We start from the raw sequence: 17,966 nt of genomic DNA on the forward strand, positions 1-17,966 counted from the left end.
GCCACCTCCCATGCCGATTCTTGTACCGAGATGATCACAAGCAAGTAATGGCATGATGAGTAAATCTAAATTTGAAACCGATTCACCTCGTCCAGCCATGGGTTCTTTCATCCCAAGAGGATGATGGGAAAAACGTTTGTTTTTATATTGGTTGGCGCTGATTTTTACCCAAACCAATTTTTGATTCATATTACAAATCATCGGGAGATAAACTTGTTTTTTGTTTCTGAAACAGAATTCTAAGATTTTATGTGTGTGAATTTCACCAAATGCATGTAAGTACAAACCAATTTTTGCTGCGGATTGAAATGTACTGAATTGCCGAAGCTGGTTTAAAATCTGTTGCTCGGCTTGTTTTTGTTGAAACTGAGAGAGTTGTCTTCTTTTTAAGCGAAGCTGTTTTCTTAGTGTATTTAGTTGATGACTCATGCTGTATAGAAAGTCGTTTTGATCGATAAATCATAACTGATTTGGAATCTCAATTGTTTATCAATATTTTCCTCTTTGGGTATTGAAATGCACTGGAGGCTGCCATTATTTGTTTTCTATCTTTTTTGAGTGGTTCTAACTACAACGCAAGCAACGGCTGAGATATTAGTCGTCCTTTAAATACATTGATTGAAAATTACAACTAGTCCGCTTTAAAACTTCATAATTACATAGTGGATTCATATCAGGAATGGTTAATCTTTGTAGCCTAAAAAAGTTGGATGGCAATTTTCCGATACTGCTAAATGCAGATAATTTCATGCAACTCGATTAAATTGTGCAAATTAATGCGTAAAATAAAATTAATGAGAACTGTCCTACAAAAAATGTATAATTGATCGAGAAATGATCTAAAATGCCCAGCAGATTTAACATCTTTAGATGTCAATTTTATGAATGTTATCTAGTTGTGATTGACTTGAAAGACATACACAAAATTTGCAGAACTGTTTTGAAGGGGAAAGCTATGTTGGAATCAAGAAATCTTATTGTCCTAGATCAAACGCTTATCTTAACGAAAGAGGGCAAAAATGATTTAGTATATGAAAATGACACATTACTAAAAGTCAAAATGATCTCAAATCAACATATTGTTGTGGAAGATGATCAACAGATTAGTTTTGTATTAAAACAGCAAGATGAAAATGTGATTTGGTCTTTTGTGTAAAAAGTTAAGCCTACCGGTTCAAATTATAAGATAAGCATCTTATCCTTGTGATGTTTGGATGCTTATCCTATTTAAGACATCAAATAGATTTTTTCAATTCTATTAAGATAGGACAACATTCATTCTCCGTGGTTTTACATTCATCTAACCATGTTGATAGGCGTTGTTTCAATCCTTGTAACTCTTGAATGCGCTCATCGATCTTATTCAAACGTTGTTCTATAACGTGGCGTACTTTTACGCGATCCTCTAAATTTAAGGTAAGTAACTCTTTAATTTCGTTAAGTTGTAAGCCAGCATCTTTAGCTTTTTGAATAAAACTCAAGGTTTCTATATCTTGTTGATGATAGTAGCGATAGCTTTGCGTACTTTCAGGTATACGCATTAAGCCAATCCGTTGATAGTATCGGATCGTTTCAACATTTATTTGGCATGCTTTTGCCAGTTTACCAATAGTGAGGTTCATTCACTGTTCCTCAGGAAAGTGATAAAAGTTGCTTGACTCTGTACCTAGGTACAGACTTTATCCTAAACCTATCAGAAAATAAAAGATAGGTGTAGCAATGGCGCATCAACAATCTCCATCATGTTGTTCAGGTAACAACTCAAAAATTATTTATGAATATATTGATCCTGTATGTGGGATGCAGGTTGCCGAAACATCTGAGCATTATTTTGACTATCAAGATATTCGATATTTATTTTGTTCGGTTGGCTGCCAGCAGAAATTTAGCGTGCACCCAGAAAACTACTTAAACGTGGATAAAGCTGAGCAAAATGCATCATCTTGCTGCTCTGAAGAAAAGCAGCAAAAGCAGTCAAGTTGCTGCGATACTCAGAAAGAAGAACTTACAGTTACAGAAACATCTTCTTGTTGTGCTCCAAAACCTGATGCATCTAAGGCAAGTACATGTTGTGATCATAAAACTCAATTACAGCCGACTAAACCAGAAGTGAAAAAATCTGCGTGTTGCGGTGGTGGACACGCACATCAAGTTACCGATGGAGAAACAGAGATTGATCCTGTTTGTGGTATGTCAGTGAAGACAACAACCGATTTAAAAACAGATTACCATGGCAAAACATATTACTTCTGTAATCCTTCTTGCTTAGAAAAATTTAAAAATGATCCAGAATTTTATTTGATCCCTGTCGATCAGCGTCCTGTGCCTGAAGGGGCTATGGATATGGATTATACCTGTCCGATGGATCCCGAAATTGTACAAAAAGGACCGGGAACCTGTCCGATTTGTGGTATGGCATTAGAACCAATGCAACCGACTTTGGATGAAGGTCCAAATCCTGAGTTAGTTGATTTTAGCAGGCGTTTTTGGACGACCTTGCCACTTAGTTTATTGGTTGTTGTTTTGGCAATGGGATCGCATATTCATGCTTTTATTTCTCCCCATATTCAACCATGGATTGAATTAATTTTAAGCTTACCTGTCGTACTTTGGGCAGGTTATCCGATTTTACAACGTTGTTGGGTGTCATATAAAACAAGACATCTCAATATGTGGAGTTTGATCGGTGTTGGTGTACTTGCTGCATTTATTTACAGTGTCGTGGCAACGATTTTCCCATCACTGATTCCAGTGGAAGCAAAAACAGGGCATGGTGTTGCCGTATATTATGAAGCCGCTTGTATGATTGTTTCACTGAGTTTATTGGGACAAGTTTTAGAACTGAAAGCGCGTTCGCAAACAGCGAATTCACTAAAAGCTTTATTACGTTTACAACCGAGTAAAGCGAAGTTAGTTCAAGATGATCAAGTGGTTGATGTTGATATTGCCATGATCAAACAAGGTGATGTATTACAAATAGCTTCGGGCGAGCAAATTCCTCTGGATGGTGTGGTGATTGAGGGGAAAACCTACGTTGATGAATCCATGATGACAGGTGAGCCCGTACCTGTGAAAAAGGAAAAGGATGATCAAGTGATCGGTGGAACCATCAATCAACAAGGTTCAATTCGTATCCAAACGACGGCTGTAGGTACCAATACAACTCTGGCAAAAATGATCCAAACCGTCGCTGATGCACAGCGTTCCAAAGCACCATTACAACGGATTGCTGACGTAGTCGCAAAATATTTTGTGATGGTGGTTCTCGCAATCAGTGTTTTGACATTTATTGCATGGATGGTGTTTGGTAAAGCGCAATTTGATTTGGCGTTAATGTGTGCGGTAGCAGTTTTAATTATCGCATGTCCTTGTGCTTTAGGTTTGGCAACACCGATGTCTGTGATGGCAACAACAGGTCGAGCCGCACAGAAAGGTGTTTTATTTAAAGATGCTGAAGCGATTGAAGCTTTGAGTAAGGTAAATACCCTAATTATTGATAAAACAGGGACATTAACTGAAGGAAAGCCAAGCTTAAAGAAAATTCAGCCATTGTCTAAGACATATACTCAAGCACAAATTGAATTGTGGATCGCATCCATTGAACAATATTCAACACATCCGATTGCGCAGACCTTAACCAAATTGGTTGAACCTACGCAATTATTAAATGTTATTGATTTTGAGGATGTTACGGGTTTTGGAGTAAGAGGGCAGATCGATGGTAAGACCTTGTATATTGGTAGCCAAAAACTTGTGGATCAACTTGGTTTAACCTTTAGTGAGAGTCTAACTAAGCAACTTGATCAGATGAGATCACAAGGTGATGTGATTAGTTTTCTGATGTCTGAACAAGAAGTGATTGCTTATGTATCGATCCATGATGCAATTAAACAAAATGCGAAAGCAGTGATTGACCAACTCCATGCAGATGGTATTGATGTCATTATGGCAACAGGCGATCATGAGAAAAATGCGCAGATGGTAGCAGAACAACTTGGGATTAATCAGGTCTATGGAAATTGTGATCCAAAGCAAAAACTTGAGATTGTGAAACAGGCGCAAGCCCAAGGGAAAGTTGTCGTGATGGCAGGTGATGGTATCAATGATGCGCCAGCACTTGCACAAGCTAACGTGGGTATTGCGATGGGAACAGGAACCGATATTGCCAAGCAAACTGCTCAAGTGACATTGGTAAAAGGGGATATTCAGGGCGTTGCACATGCGGTTCATATGGCAAAACTAGGCGTGAAAAACATGAAGCAAAACCTTGCTTTCTCATTTATATATAATGGATTGGGAGTACCTGTTGCAGCAGGATTATTCTACCCGTTAACAGGCTTATTGCTCACACCGATGTTTGCTGCTGTCGCAATGTCGTTAAGTTCCTTATCGGTTGTTGTGAATGCTTTGAGATTAAATCGCTCATAATACAAAGCTAAAATGTAAATAAACTCTAATTTTTTAGAGATAGGAAAAGCTGTCGTGATGGTGATCGACAGCTTTTTTATACGTTGTTTTGACTATTTTGACGGGATCAAAGCAACTCTGGTCAATTTTATTTGCGAGGGATTTACTTAGTGTAAGAATAATTCACAGGAGTGATAATGATGTTTAAACAACAAAAACAATTTAAATTGGGACATTTATTCAAATCTATATCCCTTACAGCTTCTTTGCTAACGCCGCTATTACTAACTACGACTGTTCAGGCAGCACCAGCCGAGAAGTTGGATCTCACACTATCCCAACACTCTCAAAATAAAATTAAAACGTTGTTAAATGATCCAAAAATTTGGCAGCAAATTCCAAAACAAGTGACCCTATGTGTTTACTCACCCAATGGTGAGCATGGTGAGGCATTCCAACAAGCCACCAGTTATATGAGTGAATTACCACGTATTGTGCGCATTGCAAAACAGTATGGGGTCAATATGAACATCACTCGACCTTCTAATTTACAACTTAAAATTGATATTGATTATCCTAAATTAAAGCAAACTGCTTCGACGATGGTGACGCTCAAAGTGTATACCAACGAAGGCGTATTAACTGAGGATTTTCGTAGCAAGCGTTGTGATGGAGCAGGGATTAGTAATTTAAGGGCGCGCCAGTTCAACTCTTTTGTTGGAAGTATTGATGCGATTGGAGCACTGCAAAACTATAAGCAATTAACTTCAGTAATTCAGTTGTTAGCAGATCCAAAATTTGATGAAAAAATGGTAAATAAAGATTATGAGGTGGTCGGAATTGTACCGCTTGGCGCAGCGTATATTATGGTCAGTGACCGAAATATCAATACGTTGGCAAAGGCTGCAGGGCGAAAAGTTGCGGTGTTTTCCTTTGATCCTACACAGAAAAAATTAGCACAAAATGTCGGTGCACAGCCTGTATCAGTAGATTTGGCGACAGTTGGCCCTAAATTTAATAACAAAGAAGTTGAGATTATTGCTGGTCCAGCAATTTTATTTGATCCTTTGGAATTGCATAAGGGCATGACCGATAAATCAGGTAAAGTGGCTGGAGGAATCATTCGTTTTCCTGTGGTTCAGGTAACAGGAACCTTAATCATGCATCGAAATAAGTTTCCTGCGGGAATGGGACCGATTGCACGCGAGATTATCTCTAAACAATTACAACCTGCCTTTGATTTTGTAGACAAAATTGAAAAAGATATTCCTGAAAAATACTGGATGGATATCCACGAAAGCGATAAGCCTGGTTATATGCGATTAATGCGTGAAGCGCGTATTCAAATGACCAAAGAGGGGTATTACAATAAAGAAATGATGAGACTACTTAAACAAGTTCGTTGTTCACAGCAACCGACTCATTTTGAATGTTCTTTGAATGATGAGTGATTTGAAATGATGCAAAAATAAAATGCTCCAGAGATGCCGCTGCATGGTCGTTACCCTGAACCCGATGAGTTCAAGGTGGAGGTGACGCATATTTAATGGGTTTCCTACTCGGAGGTAGGCATACACTCAAAATATACAGAACACATCCATAAATTTAAGTATCGGCAGGGGACTAGACGTACTGGCGAACACCCTAGAGACAGTATTAAGTATAACTGATCTTTATACGATGACAATCCTTGTGGATCACATATCTGTAACGATACTTACTAATTGATGGGACTTTGTGCAATTTTACTCAACAGTTTGTTCAACATCTTCTAAAATAGTTTGCAGCAAACGTTCGCAGTGCGCATATTGCTGTAAAGACTTGTTTAAACTAAAAACTTCCTGTGCCATTTGTAGAGCCACCATAATCACCAATTTATTATGTTCGACTCTCGGAGCACTACGACGCATATCATGAAATTTCTGATTCAATAGTTCCGCTGCACGCTCTAACTCTTCACGTTTATCCTCAGTCGTATTGAGGCGAAAAGTCTGCTCAATTAAACGGAGTTCAACGACAATAGTTTCACTCATGATTGTGACTCCTCTTGAGGTTCAGCAATAGGGTGGGCAAGCTGTTGGATTTCTTGTGCATTTTGATCTTGGGCCGTACCCAGAATCGCTAGACGCTGAATAATGGCTTCAACTTTCGATTTAGCCAGTTCATTCTTCTGCAATAGTCGATCACGATCTTGTTGTAGATCTTGGATCTCTTGCATGTTGTTACGCTGTTGGGCTTGTAACTTTTCTTTGATTACGCGTAAATCATTTCGCTCAGCCAAGATTTCTTGGAAACGATTTTTCAGATCAGTGGTACTTTTTTCCAAACGACTATAGCGCTCGGCTAAAGTTGTTGCATCATTATTCAGTTGTTTGAATTGATCTTGTAACTGAGTGAGTTGTTCAGTTAAGTTATCAACTTCATCCTGTTTTTGCGTGATGATGCTATTTTTTTGCACAATTTGTGCATGGTGATCAGTTGCAGCTAATTGTTTAGCTTCAGAAAGCGAGTTATTTTCTCGCTCTAAATGACTTAAGCGTGTTTTTAAAACACCAATATGCGCTTGTAGACGCTGTAATTGTTCTAACATAACGAAGGTCGCACAGAGTTGCAATCAAAGGTAATATATACAGCAGTATAGAGATTGGATAAACGAATGCAAGACGATATTTCAGGTTGGAACGAATGGAATGCTCATTTTGAGGGGATTGAAGAAATTTCAAGTCCAAGTGAGTTACATGGTTTGCTAACAGGTATAGTTTGTGTGACACAAGCACCAACTTCAGATGAATGGTCACAAATCTTAAACACCCTCAATGTACCTCCACTTTCACCCGAAGCCCTCAGAAGTTTGACTGATGAGGCCGAAGATGTAGCACATGCTTTATCCGATGATGAATTAGATTATTTACCAATGTTGCCAGATGACAGTCATGTATTGGCTGATCGAGTTCAAGCATTGGCAGATTGGTGTGCAGGAGTTGTACTTGGTTTTGGTTTAGCTTCGGGGCATATTCGAGGCGAAGAGCAAGAACTGATTGAACATTTACAAGATGTTGCAGCTGTTGAATTTGAAGATTCAGACAATGATGAAGAAGGCGAAGAAAGTTATCAGGAGTTGTATGAGTTCGTACGCTTAATTCCTGTTAGTCTTTCGATTGGACGAACAAAAGTTCCTGTTGCTGAAAGTTCATTATTGAGAAACTTCCATGCAAAAAGCCGTAATCAAGATGAGATGGTTTCAGATCCACAAACGATCGTTGAAATGTTTACGCCACATCGCCCAAGTTAATTGCATTAATTTTATAGATCCCTCTTCGGAGGGACTTTTTAGTCGTAGGATAATATGAAACTAACTCAAGCAGATTTTAAACAACGTCGAGATCGCCTTGCGGAACAAATGGGCAGTAATAGTATTGCGGTCATTGCGACACGAGCGGAAATGTACCGTAATCGTGATGCAGATTATAAATATCGTGCAGACAGTAGTTTTTATTATCTTACTGGATTTGCTGAACCTGAAGCTGTTGCAGTGATCGAGACTTTTGCTCAGGGTGAGGCATATCGTTATACGCTATTTTGTCGTGAACGTAACCGTGAAATGGAAATTTGGAATGGTTACCGAGCAGGAATAGAAGGTGCAGTCGAACAATATCAAGCAGATCAATCATTTGCCATCCATGAGTTGGATCAGAAAATTGTTCCTTTACTTTTAAATAAATCGAAACTCTTTGTTCGACTAGGACAAACGAAAAAGTTTGATGCTGAAGTGGGTGGGTGGTTACACAAAGCAAAAGCAATGCAACGTCAGGGTGGCGATGCACCTCAGCAAATTATTCAAATTGATTCGATTATTGATGAAATGCGTTTGAAAAAATCGGCGCAAGAAATTGAACTGATGCAGATCGCATCCAATATCAGTGCAGAAGCACATACGCGTGCGATGCAAACTGTAAAGCCAGATATGATGGAGTATGCACTTGAAGCAGAACTCAATTATATCTTCGGTAAAAATGGTTGTGTGCCTGCTTACAATAGTATTGTAGGCGGTGGTGAAAATGCCTGTATTTTGCATTACGTTGAAAATAATAAGCCGTTAAAAGATGGTGATCTGGTTTTAATTGATGCGGCTTGTGAGTATGAATGCTATGCCTCAGACATTACCCGTACATTCCCTGTAAATGGTAAATTTAGTCCAGAACAAAAAGCACTTTACAATATTGTTTTAGATGCTCAGCTTGCTGCGATCGACGCCACGCGTATTGGCAATAATTATAAATATCCGCATGAAGTTGCTGTAAAGATTTTAACTCAAGGTTTGGTTGATCTTGGTTTGCTGCAAGGTGATGTAGATGAGCTGATAGAGAGTGAAGCATTCCGTCAATTCTTTATGCATGGTACAGGTCATTGGTTAGGTATGGATGTGCATGATGTCGGTTCTTACAAAATTGATGAAGACTGGCGTGCTTATGAAGCTGGCATGGTGGTTACCGTTGAGCCGGGTTTATATGTTGCACCAGACGATGAAACGGTTGATGCAAAATGGCGTGGTATTGGGATTCGTATCGAAGACGATATTGTAGTCACTGAAAATGGACCGTTGGTGTTAACCAAGAATGTGGTGAAAACCGTTGAAGAGATTGAAAGCTTGATGGCAAGTCATTAAGTAGAGATTGAGAAAAAGGCTTATCGATTGATAGGTCTTTTTATTTACCCTAGGTTTTACTTAAATTTTTTCTAACTGATTGAAAAAATATCTTTGTGGAATCTTCTTGAGAAATTATCCAATTTTAGGATAAGCCGTCAGCTGGACCTACTTTTGTTTCGGCAAAAGTAGGCAAAACCATTGTCATCCGCAAAACTCGTTGATTGCCGTCAGCTAATTTAATGAGTCGCAGAAACAATACCTTATTAATGGAGTCCTGTCTCAAACAGTTGCGGATGACATTTCCGAGTATCATATTATTTTATTGTCGAACTCAAATTATTTAGTTTGATGCTCAAAACAACTTTTGAAGATCATTTATAAAAACACAGACCAAACAAAGTACAAATTCCCTTCCTGAGTTGAGTTAGAGTAAGATAGTCCCGAAACTTAAGTCATGAAAAACTGATAAGGAATAATATTATGCAGCAACAAGTCATCATTGTCGGTGGGGGTATGGTTGGACTCAGCCTTGCTTTAATGTTGGCAAAATCTAATATCGCAGTAAAGCTATTAGAAGCTGTGAAATATCCAAATTATGATGACGAAAACCTTGCGCCTTATCATTCTAGTTTTGATGCGCGTAACACCGCTTTGTCACGCCGTAGTGTGCAGATTTACCAAAAACTAGGTTTGTGGGATGCATTACAACAGCATGCGACTCCGATTTTACAAGTGCATATTACCGAGCAGGGCAGCTTTGGCAAGGCTCGCTTAGTGGCAGAACAAGAAAAAGTAGAAAGCTTTGGGCAAGTAATTGAAAATGCGTGGTTAGGTCGAGTATTGCTGACTCAAGTGCGCCAACAACCACTCATTGAGTTGATTGATGGGGTAAAGGTTACGGCTTTAACTCAAAATGCTGAGTTTGTTTATATCGAAGCGCAGCGTGGTGAGGAAAACCTACAGCTCAAATCAAAATTACTGATCGCAGCAGATGGTCGTGATTCGTTCTGTCGTCAGGCGATTGGCGTCGGTGTAGATGAACATGATTATGACCAAGTGGCGATTGTCACCACTGTGCAAACTTCTAAACCACATCAACAAGTTGGCTTCGAACGTTTTAGCGCCTTGGGACCGTTAGCACTTTTACCGTTACCGGGTGAATACCGCCGTTCAGTGGTTTGGCCTGTGAAGAAGGGTACGGAAGCTGAATGGTTAGGTGAAGAAAACGATCAGCACTTCCTTGATGCCCTACAGGAAACCTATGGTGATCGTGCGGGTAAATTTGAAAAAACTGGTAAGCGTTTTAGTTATCCATTGTCTCAAGTCTTGGCACATAAACAAGCAGTTGGGCGCGTAGTGTTGATGGGCAATGCTGCACACACCATTCATCCTGTTGCAGGACAAGGTTTTAATCTGTGCTTGCGTGATGCAGATGTGCTGGTTCGTTTCTTAATGGAACAATTGGCGAAGTCTGATGATATTGGTCAGCCAGATAATTTACTCGCTTATGAACAAGCACGTTTAAAAGATCAGCAACGTGTGATTAAGTTCTGTGATTCCGTGGTGCGTGGTTTTAGCAATCAAAATCCAATTTTAAAATTAATACGTAATACAGGATTGGTTGCCTTTGACGTGATTCCGGGCATTAAGCCGTTGGTTGCCAATTATGCAATGGGGCTAAAAGCATGAGTGAAATGTTAGATGTTGTCATTGTAGGAGGTGGCTTGGTTGGTGGCTTAACCGCCTTGCTATTGGCACAAGGTGGTGTGCAAGCAACAGTATTGGACGCTGCCCCTGTACTGGATCAAGAAAAAACACTTGCGGTGATGAATCCACGAGTACTTGCACTCAGTCAGGCCACTATTCATTTACTGAAAACGGTTAATGTTTGGGAGGATTTAGCCCGTCAGATGCCATATTCAGGTATGCAGGTCTGGAATAAAAATGGCTATGGCGAAATCAATTTTGGACATGCATCGGAACAGCGACCACATGCAGATCAAGCATTGGGTTCAATGGTGGAGCCGAGTGTCCTGAATGTTGCGATTCAACAAAAAATGTTGCAACAGCTTAAAGATTATCGCACTCAGGTGAAAGTGATTCGTATCGAGCAAATTCCACAAGGTTGGTCGATTCAGCTAGCAGATGGTACTACGCTGAAAACCAAACTGTTGATCGGTGCTGATGGGGCAAACTCGTTTGTACGTGAACAAGCTTATATTGATTTGGATGTCTTAGATTACAAACAAGCTGCAATCAGTTGTGCGATTAAAACCACTCAACCGAATCAATATGTGGCACGCCAAATTTTCCTACCAACAGGACCATTGGCTTATTTACCAATGGCGAGTTTGGACGCGCAAGACAATGGTTATTGGCAATCGATTGTGTGGACATTACCAGATGATTATGCTGATGAATATTCAGCACTCAGTGATCAGGAATTTATGCAATTGCTGACCCAAGAAAGTTTGAAAATGCTTGGTGAAGTGGTTGAAGTACGTTCAAGAGCACAGTTCCCATTGAAAGCTCGCGCTGCGCAACGGTATATCAAATCAGGTCTAGCATTGATTGGAGATGCAGCACATGTGATTCATCCTTTAGCTGGACAAGGTGTCAATATTGGTTGCTTAGATGCAGCGGTGCTTTGTGATGTTTTGCTGCACGATCTAAAACGTGGTGTGTGGGCAAATGAGCAGACTTTGTTACGTTACGAACACCAACGTAAAGGGCAGAACGACGCCATGATGCACAGCATGTCAGTGATAGGTTGGTTAGAAAGTTCAGAGTTATTCCCTTTTGTTTGGGCGAGAAATTTCGGTCTGAAACAGGTCGAACAACTGGATTGGCTCAAAGATGGTTTCATGCAGCAAGCCAATGGTTTGGGGGCGTTGAAAGAGACACGTTATGCATGCTAAAAAACAGTAGATATTTTTTAGACAATCATTTATAAATCAGAGTGAATTTGGTTAAAAAAAGCACAAATTGATAAATATTTTGCTTTGATAAATGAGAAGAGCTTGTTAAATTTCATCAAGTTCTGATGACCAAATAACGATGATGAAGATTTAGTCATTGTGGGGAGAGTAATATGACGGAAATGAATGATTACGACGAAAACACCGAAGATGCTGCTGTAGATGATGAGGAGGCGAAAGCTGCCGAAAGTGGTGCAGACAGTAGCGAAGAATCCATTGCAAATGATGCTGATCTCGCAGAAGCTGAAAGCCTCACTGTTACTGCTAAACAGAAACAACGCCAAGCTTTAGAAGATGAAGTTGCTGCGTTTCTAGCGCGTGGCGGACGTATTACTGAAGTTCCACCAGGCGAAACCCACGAATAAATAAAAGATTAAAAAAACACCACGATTGTGGTGTTTTTTGTTAAGTCTTGAAAATAACTAGAGGAGCAATGAAATTGCGATGCTCCACATCATACAACCAATCATAAAATCTAAGACCTTCCATGCCTTTGGGTTAGTAAATAATGGTTTTAACAGTCTAGAGCCATATCCCAGACTAAAAAAGAAAATCCATGATGCAACAATACTACCGAGCGCAAAACTGATCTTGTCCTCAAACTGTGTTGCTACAGATCCAATTAAAACAATTGTGTCTACATAGACATGTGGATTCAACCAAGTGAAAGCAAGACCTGTTAAAAGCACTTGAGTCAAGGTCTGCTTTTGATGGCTCATAAGTTCTATGCTTTGAGTGTTTTTAAAAGCTGCATGAAATGCTTTAGCGCCATAGACCAGTAAAAATGTTGCACCTAAATATTTAGCAATTGTTATTAACAGTGGTGACGTAGCCATGATCTCGGCAAAACCCAATACACCTAATGCAATTAAAATGGAGTCAGAAAGTGCACACAATAAGCATAGCCAAAATACATATTGTTGCTTTAAACCTTGTTTGAGAACGAAAGCATTTTGAGCACCAATAGCGACAATAAGACCGCTACCAATACCAAAACCTTTCATAAATACGCTAAGAGAGAACATAACAAATAAAACGGAAAATCTAGATGTGAGAATTATCTGACTTTTAAAGGTAAAATAAGTAATATTAAGAATAATTAGGTTTAGCTAAAAATAATTTAGGTGGGTGAGTGTTAGATAGTAAACAATGTGAAGCATTTCTTGCTGTAGCTGAAGCAGGAAGTTTTGATGCGGCAGGAGAACATTTATACATTACACCTTCTGCAGTATCGTTACGTGTACAAGCTTTAGAAAAGTATTTAGGACAAGTTTTAATTATTCGCGGACGACCATGTGTGCTTACTCAGGCTGGGCAAACTTTGTTGCAGCATTTGCGTCATACTCGGTTAATGGAACAAAATCTTTTACAAGGTTTGATGGGAAAATCTTCTGAATCGGAATTTTATAAGATTGCTTTGGCATCCAATGCGGATTCATTGGCAACATGGTTGTTGCCGAGTATTCAGTCCACATTGTTTAGAGAAAAAATTGTTTTAGAGCTTAAAATTGATGATCAATCGCATACCCATACATTATTAGAAACAGGACAGGTGAATGCCTGTATCACTGCCGAAGAGCAGGTTATGTCAGGTTGTTTAGCACAACCCCTAGGCAAAATGCGTTATAAAATGCTGGCTTCTGCCGACTTTGCAGCTCATTGGTTTAGGAAGGGTGTAAATAGAGAAAGTTTAAGAAAAACACCAGCAGTTATTTTTAATCATAAAGACTTAATGCATTCAGAGATTTTATTAAATGGGTATGGCTTACCGATGCAAAGTTATCCCTATAGTTTTATTCCAGCAACAGATGCTTTCGTCAAAGCAATTCAATTAGGTTTGGGCTATGGCATGGTGCCCGAGTTGCAGATTCAACCACTACTCGAAAATGGAACACTTGTTGATATTATGCCTGATGCCCAACTTGATATTCCATTATATTGGCATCATTGGAAACGACAGTCTAAACAACTGGATGTATTGACAGAATGTATTGTTCAAGCGGCTAAGCAAGCGCTGAAATGATGGAAATTTTTGATAATAGAGCAAGGTAATATCTCGTGATAATTACTTTGCATCCATGTTTAGAACTAAGCTTGAGTCAACTCTAAAGCTCGTTGATATGCTACTTTCTTTTTAATTCCAGTTAAATCTGCGGCAAGTTGAGATGCCGCTTTTACGGATAAATCTTGCAGTAAGCGTTTTAATAGCTCATCCAATTTATCTTGTGCCATATCTTTTTCAGTGGTTGCACCACCAACAACGAGGACAATCTCACCTTTCTCTTGGTTGTGATCATTTTGAATGAAATGAAGTAACTCTTTTAAAGTCATTTTTTTGATGGTTTCAAAGGTTTTGGTGATTTCACGGGCAAAACCTACTGGACGATCTTCGCCAAAAACTTGGACCATATCTTGAATACACGCCAAAATACGATGTGGAGCTTCATAAAAAATGAGTGTTTGTGTTTCATCTTTGAGTTTCTCAAGTTGGCTAATTCGTTGAGACGCCTTTGATGGTAAAAAACCTTCAAAACTAAAGCGATCACTCGGTAAACCAACTGCACTTAATGCAGCAATTGCGGCACATGCACCCGGGACTGGAATCACACGAATCCCATGTTCTTGAGCTGCACGAACAAGTTTAAACCCTGGATCACTAATTAAAGGTGTTCCAGCATCGCTGATTAAGGCAACTGTTTCTCCATTTAACATTCTTTGGAGAAGTTGATCAATTTTGTTACTTTCGTTGTGATCATGGCACGCAGTGAGCGGAGTTGAGATATTATAGTGTTTGAATAATTGAGCAGATTGTCTAGTATCTTCTGCTGCAACCACCGAGACTGATTTTAAAATATCGATTGCACGAAACGTCATGTCATCCAAGTGCCCAATCGGGGTTGCTACAACAAATAATTGAGCACTCATAAAAGGTAACTCCATAATGTATTCAAAAAAATATTGGCTGCTACTGAGTTTGGCAGCATTGATTAGTCCAGCTTATGCGGACGTGTTGGTCATTCTACCTGAATCAGGTCCTATGGCGCGAGCTGGTGAAAGTATTAAACGCGGTTTCATGAGTGCTTATACAGCATCGGGAAGTAAAGAAAAAATTATTTTCGTGGATTCTGCAAAAAGTAACGTAAATCAAATTTTTAAAACTAGGGTTAATAAAAATACGAAATTGGTTGTTGGGCCATTAGGCCGATCTGATATTGAGGCGGTGATTAAACTAAAACCGAAAGTTCCTGTGTTAGCACTAAACGATGTGAATACACAAACTGAAAATGTATGGCAATTTAGTTTGGCTAAACAGCATGACGCTGAAGCTTTAAATAAATTACTCATCAAGGATCAAATCCAAACTTTATTGGTATTGCGTGAAGCTGGGACTGAGTCTGCGACAGAACTATTTATGATGTCACTCATGTCTCAGTCACATGCTGCGATTGAAGTGATTCATGAATTACCTAAAAAACTACCTAAAAAAACAGGATTGTTACTATTAGGGGATCATGAGTGGATGATGGAGCTTGGTTCATTACCAAAACAGAATATTTATGCAACTCCGATGAGTATCGAAGAGGGGAAATCTATTCCCATCGGATTACGTTTCTGTGATACCCCCGCTTTATATAATGGACAATGGGCTGACCTAATTGAGGCTTACAAAGAACAACCAGAGAATATGGCATTTCAACGTTTGTTGGCATTTGGTGGTGATGCATGGACGCTTAGCCAGCAGTTCCTAGCCGGTGCTGATAACCAACAATTTTCTTTTGTTGGACGAACGGGGGCTATTGAGGTGAATTCGGGCAAAATCAATCGACAGCCTTATTGCTTTGAACAGCAGAAAAAACACATCCAAATTTTAAAATAAGATATCTCACGCATGGAACAGCAAACAAATTCTATGGGGCAATGGGCTGAGGAAGCAGCAAAGACATTGCTCCATTCTCATGGGTATCAATGTATCAGTCAAAATTATCATTCACGTTTTGGTGAAATTGATTTAATCGTTAGGCGTGGTCAAGAACTTGTTTTTGTTGAAGTAAAAGCCAGATCCTCTGGGAGTTATGCTCATGCTTATGAGGTGATTACCCAAGCGCAAAAGCGTAAAATTATTAAAACAGCCAAATTCTTTTTACAACGTTATCCTAGTTATTATGACTTTGATTGTCGTTTTGATGTGATTTGTTTTGATTTTCCACAGAAAATTGCAAAAACAGTACAACCAGATTTTTCAAAATTGAAGTATGATCAGCAATGGATTGAACATGCATTTACTTTAGACTAATTCTGGCAATATGATCTAAAAGTAGGTGTGGAAGATTGAGCAAATGTGTGAATAGGGAGTCTTGCCAAGTGTTAAAACGTTTATCGATCACGTTACTTTGCGCTGCAAGTTTATCGGGTTGTGCGAGCTTTATTTCTGGCGGAACAGGGACTGCACCTGTTGGCACAAATAGTGGTGATCGTAGTCTAGGACAAGTTTTTATTGATTCTTCAATCAAACGTACTGCAAATGTTAATTTATACAAATTAGATCATCGTTTTAGACAGTCTCGCATCAATATTGAAAGTTTTCACAGCAACGTGCTTTTGACAGGTCAAGTGCCTGATCCATATTTAAAGCAACTTGCTGAGGATAATGTACGTGCAATGAGTGATGTCAAAGCGGTACATAACTATATTACAGTAGGCGATAAAGTTGGTTATAGCACGATCATGCAAGATGGTACGGTCACTGCAAATACACGTGGCTTGTTGATGAGAGCGCCTGTCGTATCGGACAGTAAGGTTTTAGTTCATACTGAAAATGGCGTGTTGTATGTGATGGGGCGTTTAAATACGGCTGAGATTAGAGATTTAGATGATGTCTTACAAAAAGTCGGCAATGTGAGTAGAATTGTGACTTTGGTTGATAATATCGACCAAACAGCAGGGACTTCAACGGCTCGAGTAGGGACAGCAACAACACAGTCTCTGGTTGAAACACCTGTAGCGATTGATCCTGATCAAGCTGAGCCTGTGACTATTACCCCAACTAATCCCTAATTTATGAAACAACTTATTCAACAAGTTCAAGAAAATGTTATACGGGCGAAAGACTTTTATAAAGAATTTCGTCTGTATGATTTTGCAAGTTATTCGATTAACTATTTAACACCTAAAGATACTTTCGAAAAGGAAGAACACCTTGCTTATGGATTAAAAGCACGCCAACGTTTAGATCTATATCGAAGTAAAAATGCCAAGCCACAAAAACCGCTGATTGTCTTTGTGCATGGGGGATCATGGCAGCATGGCAATAAGCGAGATTATTTGTTTATCGGTGAAACATTTGCCCGTGAAGGCTATGATGTCGCTGTGATCAATTATCATCTTGCGCCTGAGCATATTTTTCCTGCTTTTATTGATGATATTGCACAGGCTATCCATTATCTGAATCAGAATCAAACGAAGTTAAAGATCTCAACAGAAAATCTGATTTTGATGGGGCATTCCGCTGGTGCATTTAATGTGATGTCTGTGGTTTATTCTGCTCAAGCGAAGAACTTTAAATATAAAGATCAAATCAAAGCGATTGTTGGATTGGCTGGTCCTTATCATTTTGATTATAAAGGTGATCCACTTGCAGAACATGCCTTTGATCTGAATATTTCTTATCAACAAGTTATGCCATATTATTTTATTGAGCCTAATCAAATTAAGCATTACTTGTTAATAGCTGAACAAGATCAATTAGTAGAAAGAAGAAATACGCTTGATTTGGATATTGCACTCAGGGAAAAGGGTAATCATAGCCATATTTCGATTATTCCCAAGACTGGGCATATTACCATTGTTGCCACATTGGCAAGTTTGATGAGCCATTATTTCAAGACGAAGCGGACTATTTTACATTTCTTGGACGAAGCATTGAATCCATGAAG

At 39.2% G+C, this 17,966-nt stretch carries 19 protein-coding genes and 1 other RNA gene; 13 read left to right on the plus strand and 7 right to left on the minus strand.

The features are described from left to right. Window positions 1–429: 5-formyltetrahydrofolate cyclo-ligase (locus HMPREF0023_RS00995; RefSeq protein WP_008940942.1), on the minus strand; the 429-nt coding region annotated here is incomplete at its 3' end. A gap of 526 nt (window positions 430–955) precedes the next feature. Here HMPREF0023_RS00995 and HMPREF0023_RS01000 point away from each other — a divergent pair. Further along, window positions 956–1,156: a hypothetical protein gene (locus tag HMPREF0023_RS01000; RefSeq protein ID WP_005081942.1), complete on the plus strand. Its 201-nt coding sequence runs from the start codon at window positions 956–958 to the stop codon at window positions 1,154–1,156. Window positions 1,157–1,235: 79 nt separating this feature from the next. On the opposite strand, the gene HMPREF0023_RS01005 is transcribed toward HMPREF0023_RS01000, so the two are convergent. Continuing rightward, window positions 1,236–1,622, minus strand: coding sequence for a MerR family transcriptional regulator (locus HMPREF0023_RS01005; protein ID WP_005091066.1), 387 nt, complete (start codon window positions 1,620–1,622; stop codon window positions 1,236–1,238). A 97-nt stretch (window positions 1,623–1,719) separates the two neighbouring features. Here HMPREF0023_RS01005 and HMPREF0023_RS01010 point away from each other — a divergent pair, with 97 nt between their 5' ends. Both HMPREF0023_RS01010 and HMPREF0023_RS01015 read left to right on the plus strand, forming a co-directional pair. Beyond that, window positions 1,720–4,428 (plus strand): heavy metal translocating P-type ATPase, encoded by a 2,709-nt coding sequence (locus HMPREF0023_RS01010; RefSeq protein ID WP_005091064.1) that lies wholly within the window; start codon window positions 1,720–1,722, stop codon window positions 4,426–4,428. Between the two features lie 179 nt (window positions 4,429–4,607). Next, window positions 4,608–5,858: a putative solute-binding protein gene (locus HMPREF0023_RS01015; protein ID WP_017396690.1), complete on the plus strand. Its 1,251-nt coding sequence runs from the start codon at window positions 4,608–4,610 to the stop codon at window positions 5,856–5,858. A gap of 20 nt (window positions 5,859–5,878) precedes the next feature. Here HMPREF0023_RS01015 and ssrS read toward each other — a convergent pair. From ssrS to HMPREF0023_RS01025, 3 genes are all read right to left on the minus strand, one after another. Next, window positions 5,879–6,061, minus strand: a non-coding RNA gene (gene ssrS / locus HMPREF0023_RS16100) — 6S RNA. Between the two features lie 91 nt (window positions 6,062–6,152). Then, the gene (locus tag HMPREF0023_RS01020; protein ID WP_004638418.1) at window positions 6,153–6,440 is read right to left on the minus strand and encodes a cell division protein ZapA; all 288 of its coding nucleotides are present in this window, start codon (window positions 6,438–6,440) and stop codon (window positions 6,153–6,155) included. Next, on the minus strand, window positions 6,437–6,997 hold the full coding sequence (locus HMPREF0023_RS01025) for a hypothetical protein (protein WP_004638419.1): 561 nt from the start codon (window positions 6,995–6,997) through the stop codon (window positions 6,437–6,439). Before HMPREF0023_RS01025 ends, HMPREF0023_RS01020 begins: the two co-directional genes overlap by 4 nt. 66 nt (window positions 6,998–7,063) lie before the next feature. Between HMPREF0023_RS01025 and HMPREF0023_RS01030 the strand changes: the two genes are divergently transcribed. The 5 genes from HMPREF0023_RS01030 (at window position 7,064) to HMPREF0023_RS01050 (ending at window position 12,398) form a co-directional block, all read left to right on the plus strand. Continuing rightward, the gene (locus tag HMPREF0023_RS01030; protein ID WP_004638420.1) at window positions 7,064–7,699 is read left to right on the plus strand and encodes a UPF0149 family protein; all 636 of its coding nucleotides are present in this window, start codon (window positions 7,064–7,066) and stop codon (window positions 7,697–7,699) included. 54 nt (window positions 7,700–7,753) lie between these two features. Beyond that, window positions 7,754–9,073, plus strand: a complete 1,320-nt coding sequence (gene pepP / locus HMPREF0023_RS01035) for a Xaa-Pro aminopeptidase (protein WP_005091060.1) — start codon at window positions 7,754–7,756, stop codon at window positions 9,071–9,073. Between the two features lie 462 nt (window positions 9,074–9,535). Then, window positions 9,536–10,744, plus strand: a complete 1,209-nt coding sequence (gene ubiH, locus HMPREF0023_RS01040) for a 2-octaprenyl-6-methoxyphenyl hydroxylase (RefSeq protein ID WP_005091059.1) — start codon at window positions 9,536–9,538, stop codon at window positions 10,742–10,744. After that, on the plus strand, window positions 10,741–11,973 hold the full coding sequence (locus HMPREF0023_RS01045; RefSeq protein WP_005091057.1) for an FAD-dependent monooxygenase: 1,233 nt from the start codon (window positions 10,741–10,743) through the stop codon (window positions 11,971–11,973). Before ubiH ends, HMPREF0023_RS01045 begins: the two co-directional genes overlap by 4 nt. Before the next feature lie 173 nt (window positions 11,974–12,146). Then, window positions 12,147–12,398, plus strand: coding sequence for a hypothetical protein (locus HMPREF0023_RS01050; protein ID WP_004638425.1), 252 nt, complete (start codon window positions 12,147–12,149; stop codon window positions 12,396–12,398). A 57-nt stretch (window positions 12,399–12,455) separates the two neighbouring features. On the opposite strand, the gene HMPREF0023_RS01055 is transcribed toward HMPREF0023_RS01050, so the two are convergent. Continuing rightward, entirely contained in the window at window positions 12,456–13,058 is a 603-nt protein-coding gene (locus HMPREF0023_RS01055) for a LysE/ArgO family amino acid transporter (RefSeq protein ID WP_005091056.1), read from the minus strand. Between the two features lie 107 nt (window positions 13,059–13,165). Here HMPREF0023_RS01055 and HMPREF0023_RS01060 point away from each other — a divergent pair, with 107 nt between their 5' ends. Then, a complete protein-coding gene (locus HMPREF0023_RS01060) occupies window positions 13,166–14,056 on the plus strand; it encodes a LysR family transcriptional regulator ArgP (protein WP_005091053.1) in 891 nt (296 codons plus the stop codon). Between the two features lie 65 nt (window positions 14,057–14,121). Here the strand turns inward: HMPREF0023_RS01060 and rsmI are convergent, their stop codons facing one another. Next, window positions 14,122–14,958 carry a 16S rRNA (cytidine(1402)-2'-O)-methyltransferase gene (gene rsmI / locus HMPREF0023_RS01065; RefSeq protein ID WP_005091051.1) on the minus strand — a complete coding sequence of 279 codons (837 nt, stop codon included), beginning with the start codon at window positions 14,956–14,958 and terminating at the stop codon, window positions 14,122–14,124. A 16-nt stretch (window positions 14,959–14,974) separates the two neighbouring features. On the opposite strand from rsmI, the gene HMPREF0023_RS01070 reads away from it, so the two are divergent. The 4 genes from HMPREF0023_RS01070 (at window position 14,975) to HMPREF0023_RS01085 (ending at window position 17,964) form a co-directional block, all read left to right on the plus strand. Beyond that, entirely contained in the window at window positions 14,975–15,910 is a 936-nt protein-coding gene (locus HMPREF0023_RS01070) for a penicillin-binding protein activator (RefSeq protein WP_005091048.1), read from the plus strand. 12 nt (window positions 15,911–15,922) lie between these two features. Continuing rightward, the gene (locus HMPREF0023_RS01075) at window positions 15,923–16,327 is read left to right on the plus strand and encodes a YraN family protein (RefSeq protein WP_005081968.1); all 405 of its coding nucleotides are present in this window, start codon (window positions 15,923–15,925) and stop codon (window positions 16,325–16,327) included. 68 nt (window positions 16,328–16,395) lie between these two features. Continuing rightward, a complete protein-coding gene (locus HMPREF0023_RS01080; RefSeq protein ID WP_004638431.1) occupies window positions 16,396–17,088 on the plus strand; it encodes a BON domain-containing protein in 693 nt (230 codons plus the stop codon). A 3-nt stretch (window positions 17,089–17,091) separates the two neighbouring features. After that, window positions 17,092–17,964, plus strand: a complete 873-nt coding sequence (locus HMPREF0023_RS01085; RefSeq protein ID WP_004638432.1) for an alpha/beta hydrolase — start codon at window positions 17,092–17,094, stop codon at window positions 17,962–17,964. Window positions 17,965–17,966: the final 2 nt, after the last annotated feature.

The sequence above is a fragment of the Acinetobacter sp. ATCC 27244 genome, from assembly GCF_000156555.1.
Classification (GTDB): Bacteria; Pseudomonadota; Gammaproteobacteria; order Pseudomonadales; family Moraxellaceae; genus Acinetobacter; species Acinetobacter haemolyticus.

What these genes read in the sequence shown, in the direction of transcription:
- HMPREF0023_RS01015 (WP_017396690.1), top strand. Translation starts at nt 4,608, where the DNA reads ATGTTTAAACAACAAAAACAATTTAAATTGGGACATTTATTCAAATCT.
- HMPREF0023_RS01020 (WP_004638418.1), bottom strand. Translation starts at nt 6,440, where the DNA reads ATGAGTGAAACTATTGTCGTTGAACTCCGTTTAATTGAGCAGACTTTT.
- rsmI (WP_005091051.1), bottom strand. Translation starts at nt 14,958, where the DNA reads ATGAGTGCTCAATTATTTGTTGTAGCAACCCCGATTGGGCACTTGGAT.
- HMPREF0023_RS01085 (WP_004638432.1), top strand. Translation starts at nt 17,092, where the DNA reads ATGAAACAACTTATTCAACAAGTTCAAGAAAATGTTATACGGGCGAAA.
- HMPREF0023_RS01000 (WP_005081942.1), top strand. Translation starts at nt 956, where the DNA reads ATGTTGGAATCAAGAAATCTTATTGTCCTAGATCAAACGCTTATCTTA.
- HMPREF0023_RS01075 (WP_005081968.1), top strand. Translation starts at nt 15,923, where the DNA reads ATGGAACAGCAAACAAATTCTATGGGGCAATGGGCTGAGGAAGCAGCA.
- ubiH (WP_005091059.1), top strand. Translation starts at nt 9,536, where the DNA reads ATGCAGCAACAAGTCATCATTGTCGGTGGGGGTATGGTTGGACTCAGC.
- HMPREF0023_RS01050 (WP_004638425.1), top strand. Translation starts at nt 12,147, where the DNA reads ATGACGGAAATGAATGATTACGACGAAAACACCGAAGATGCTGCTGTA.
- HMPREF0023_RS01030 (WP_004638420.1), top strand. Translation starts at nt 7,064, where the DNA reads ATGCAAGACGATATTTCAGGTTGGAACGAATGGAATGCTCATTTTGAG.
- HMPREF0023_RS01070 (WP_005091048.1), top strand. Translation starts at nt 14,975, where the DNA reads ATGTATTCAAAAAAATATTGGCTGCTACTGAGTTTGGCAGCATTGATT.
- HMPREF0023_RS01045 (WP_005091057.1), top strand. Translation starts at nt 10,741, where the DNA reads ATGAGTGAAATGTTAGATGTTGTCATTGTAGGAGGTGGCTTGGTTGGT.
- pepP (WP_005091060.1), top strand. Translation starts at nt 7,754, where the DNA reads ATGAAACTAACTCAAGCAGATTTTAAACAACGTCGAGATCGCCTTGCG.
- HMPREF0023_RS01010 (WP_005091064.1), top strand. Translation starts at nt 1,720, where the DNA reads ATGGCGCATCAACAATCTCCATCATGTTGTTCAGGTAACAACTCAAAA.
- HMPREF0023_RS01025 (WP_004638419.1), bottom strand. Translation starts at nt 6,997, where the DNA reads ATGTTAGAACAATTACAGCGTCTACAAGCGCATATTGGTGTTTTAAAA.
- HMPREF0023_RS01005 (WP_005091066.1), bottom strand. Translation starts at nt 1,622, where the DNA reads ATGAACCTCACTATTGGTAAACTGGCAAAAGCATGCCAAATAAATGTT.
- HMPREF0023_RS01055 (WP_005091056.1), bottom strand. Translation starts at nt 13,058, where the DNA reads ATGTTCTCTCTTAGCGTATTTATGAAAGGTTTTGGTATTGGTAGCGGT.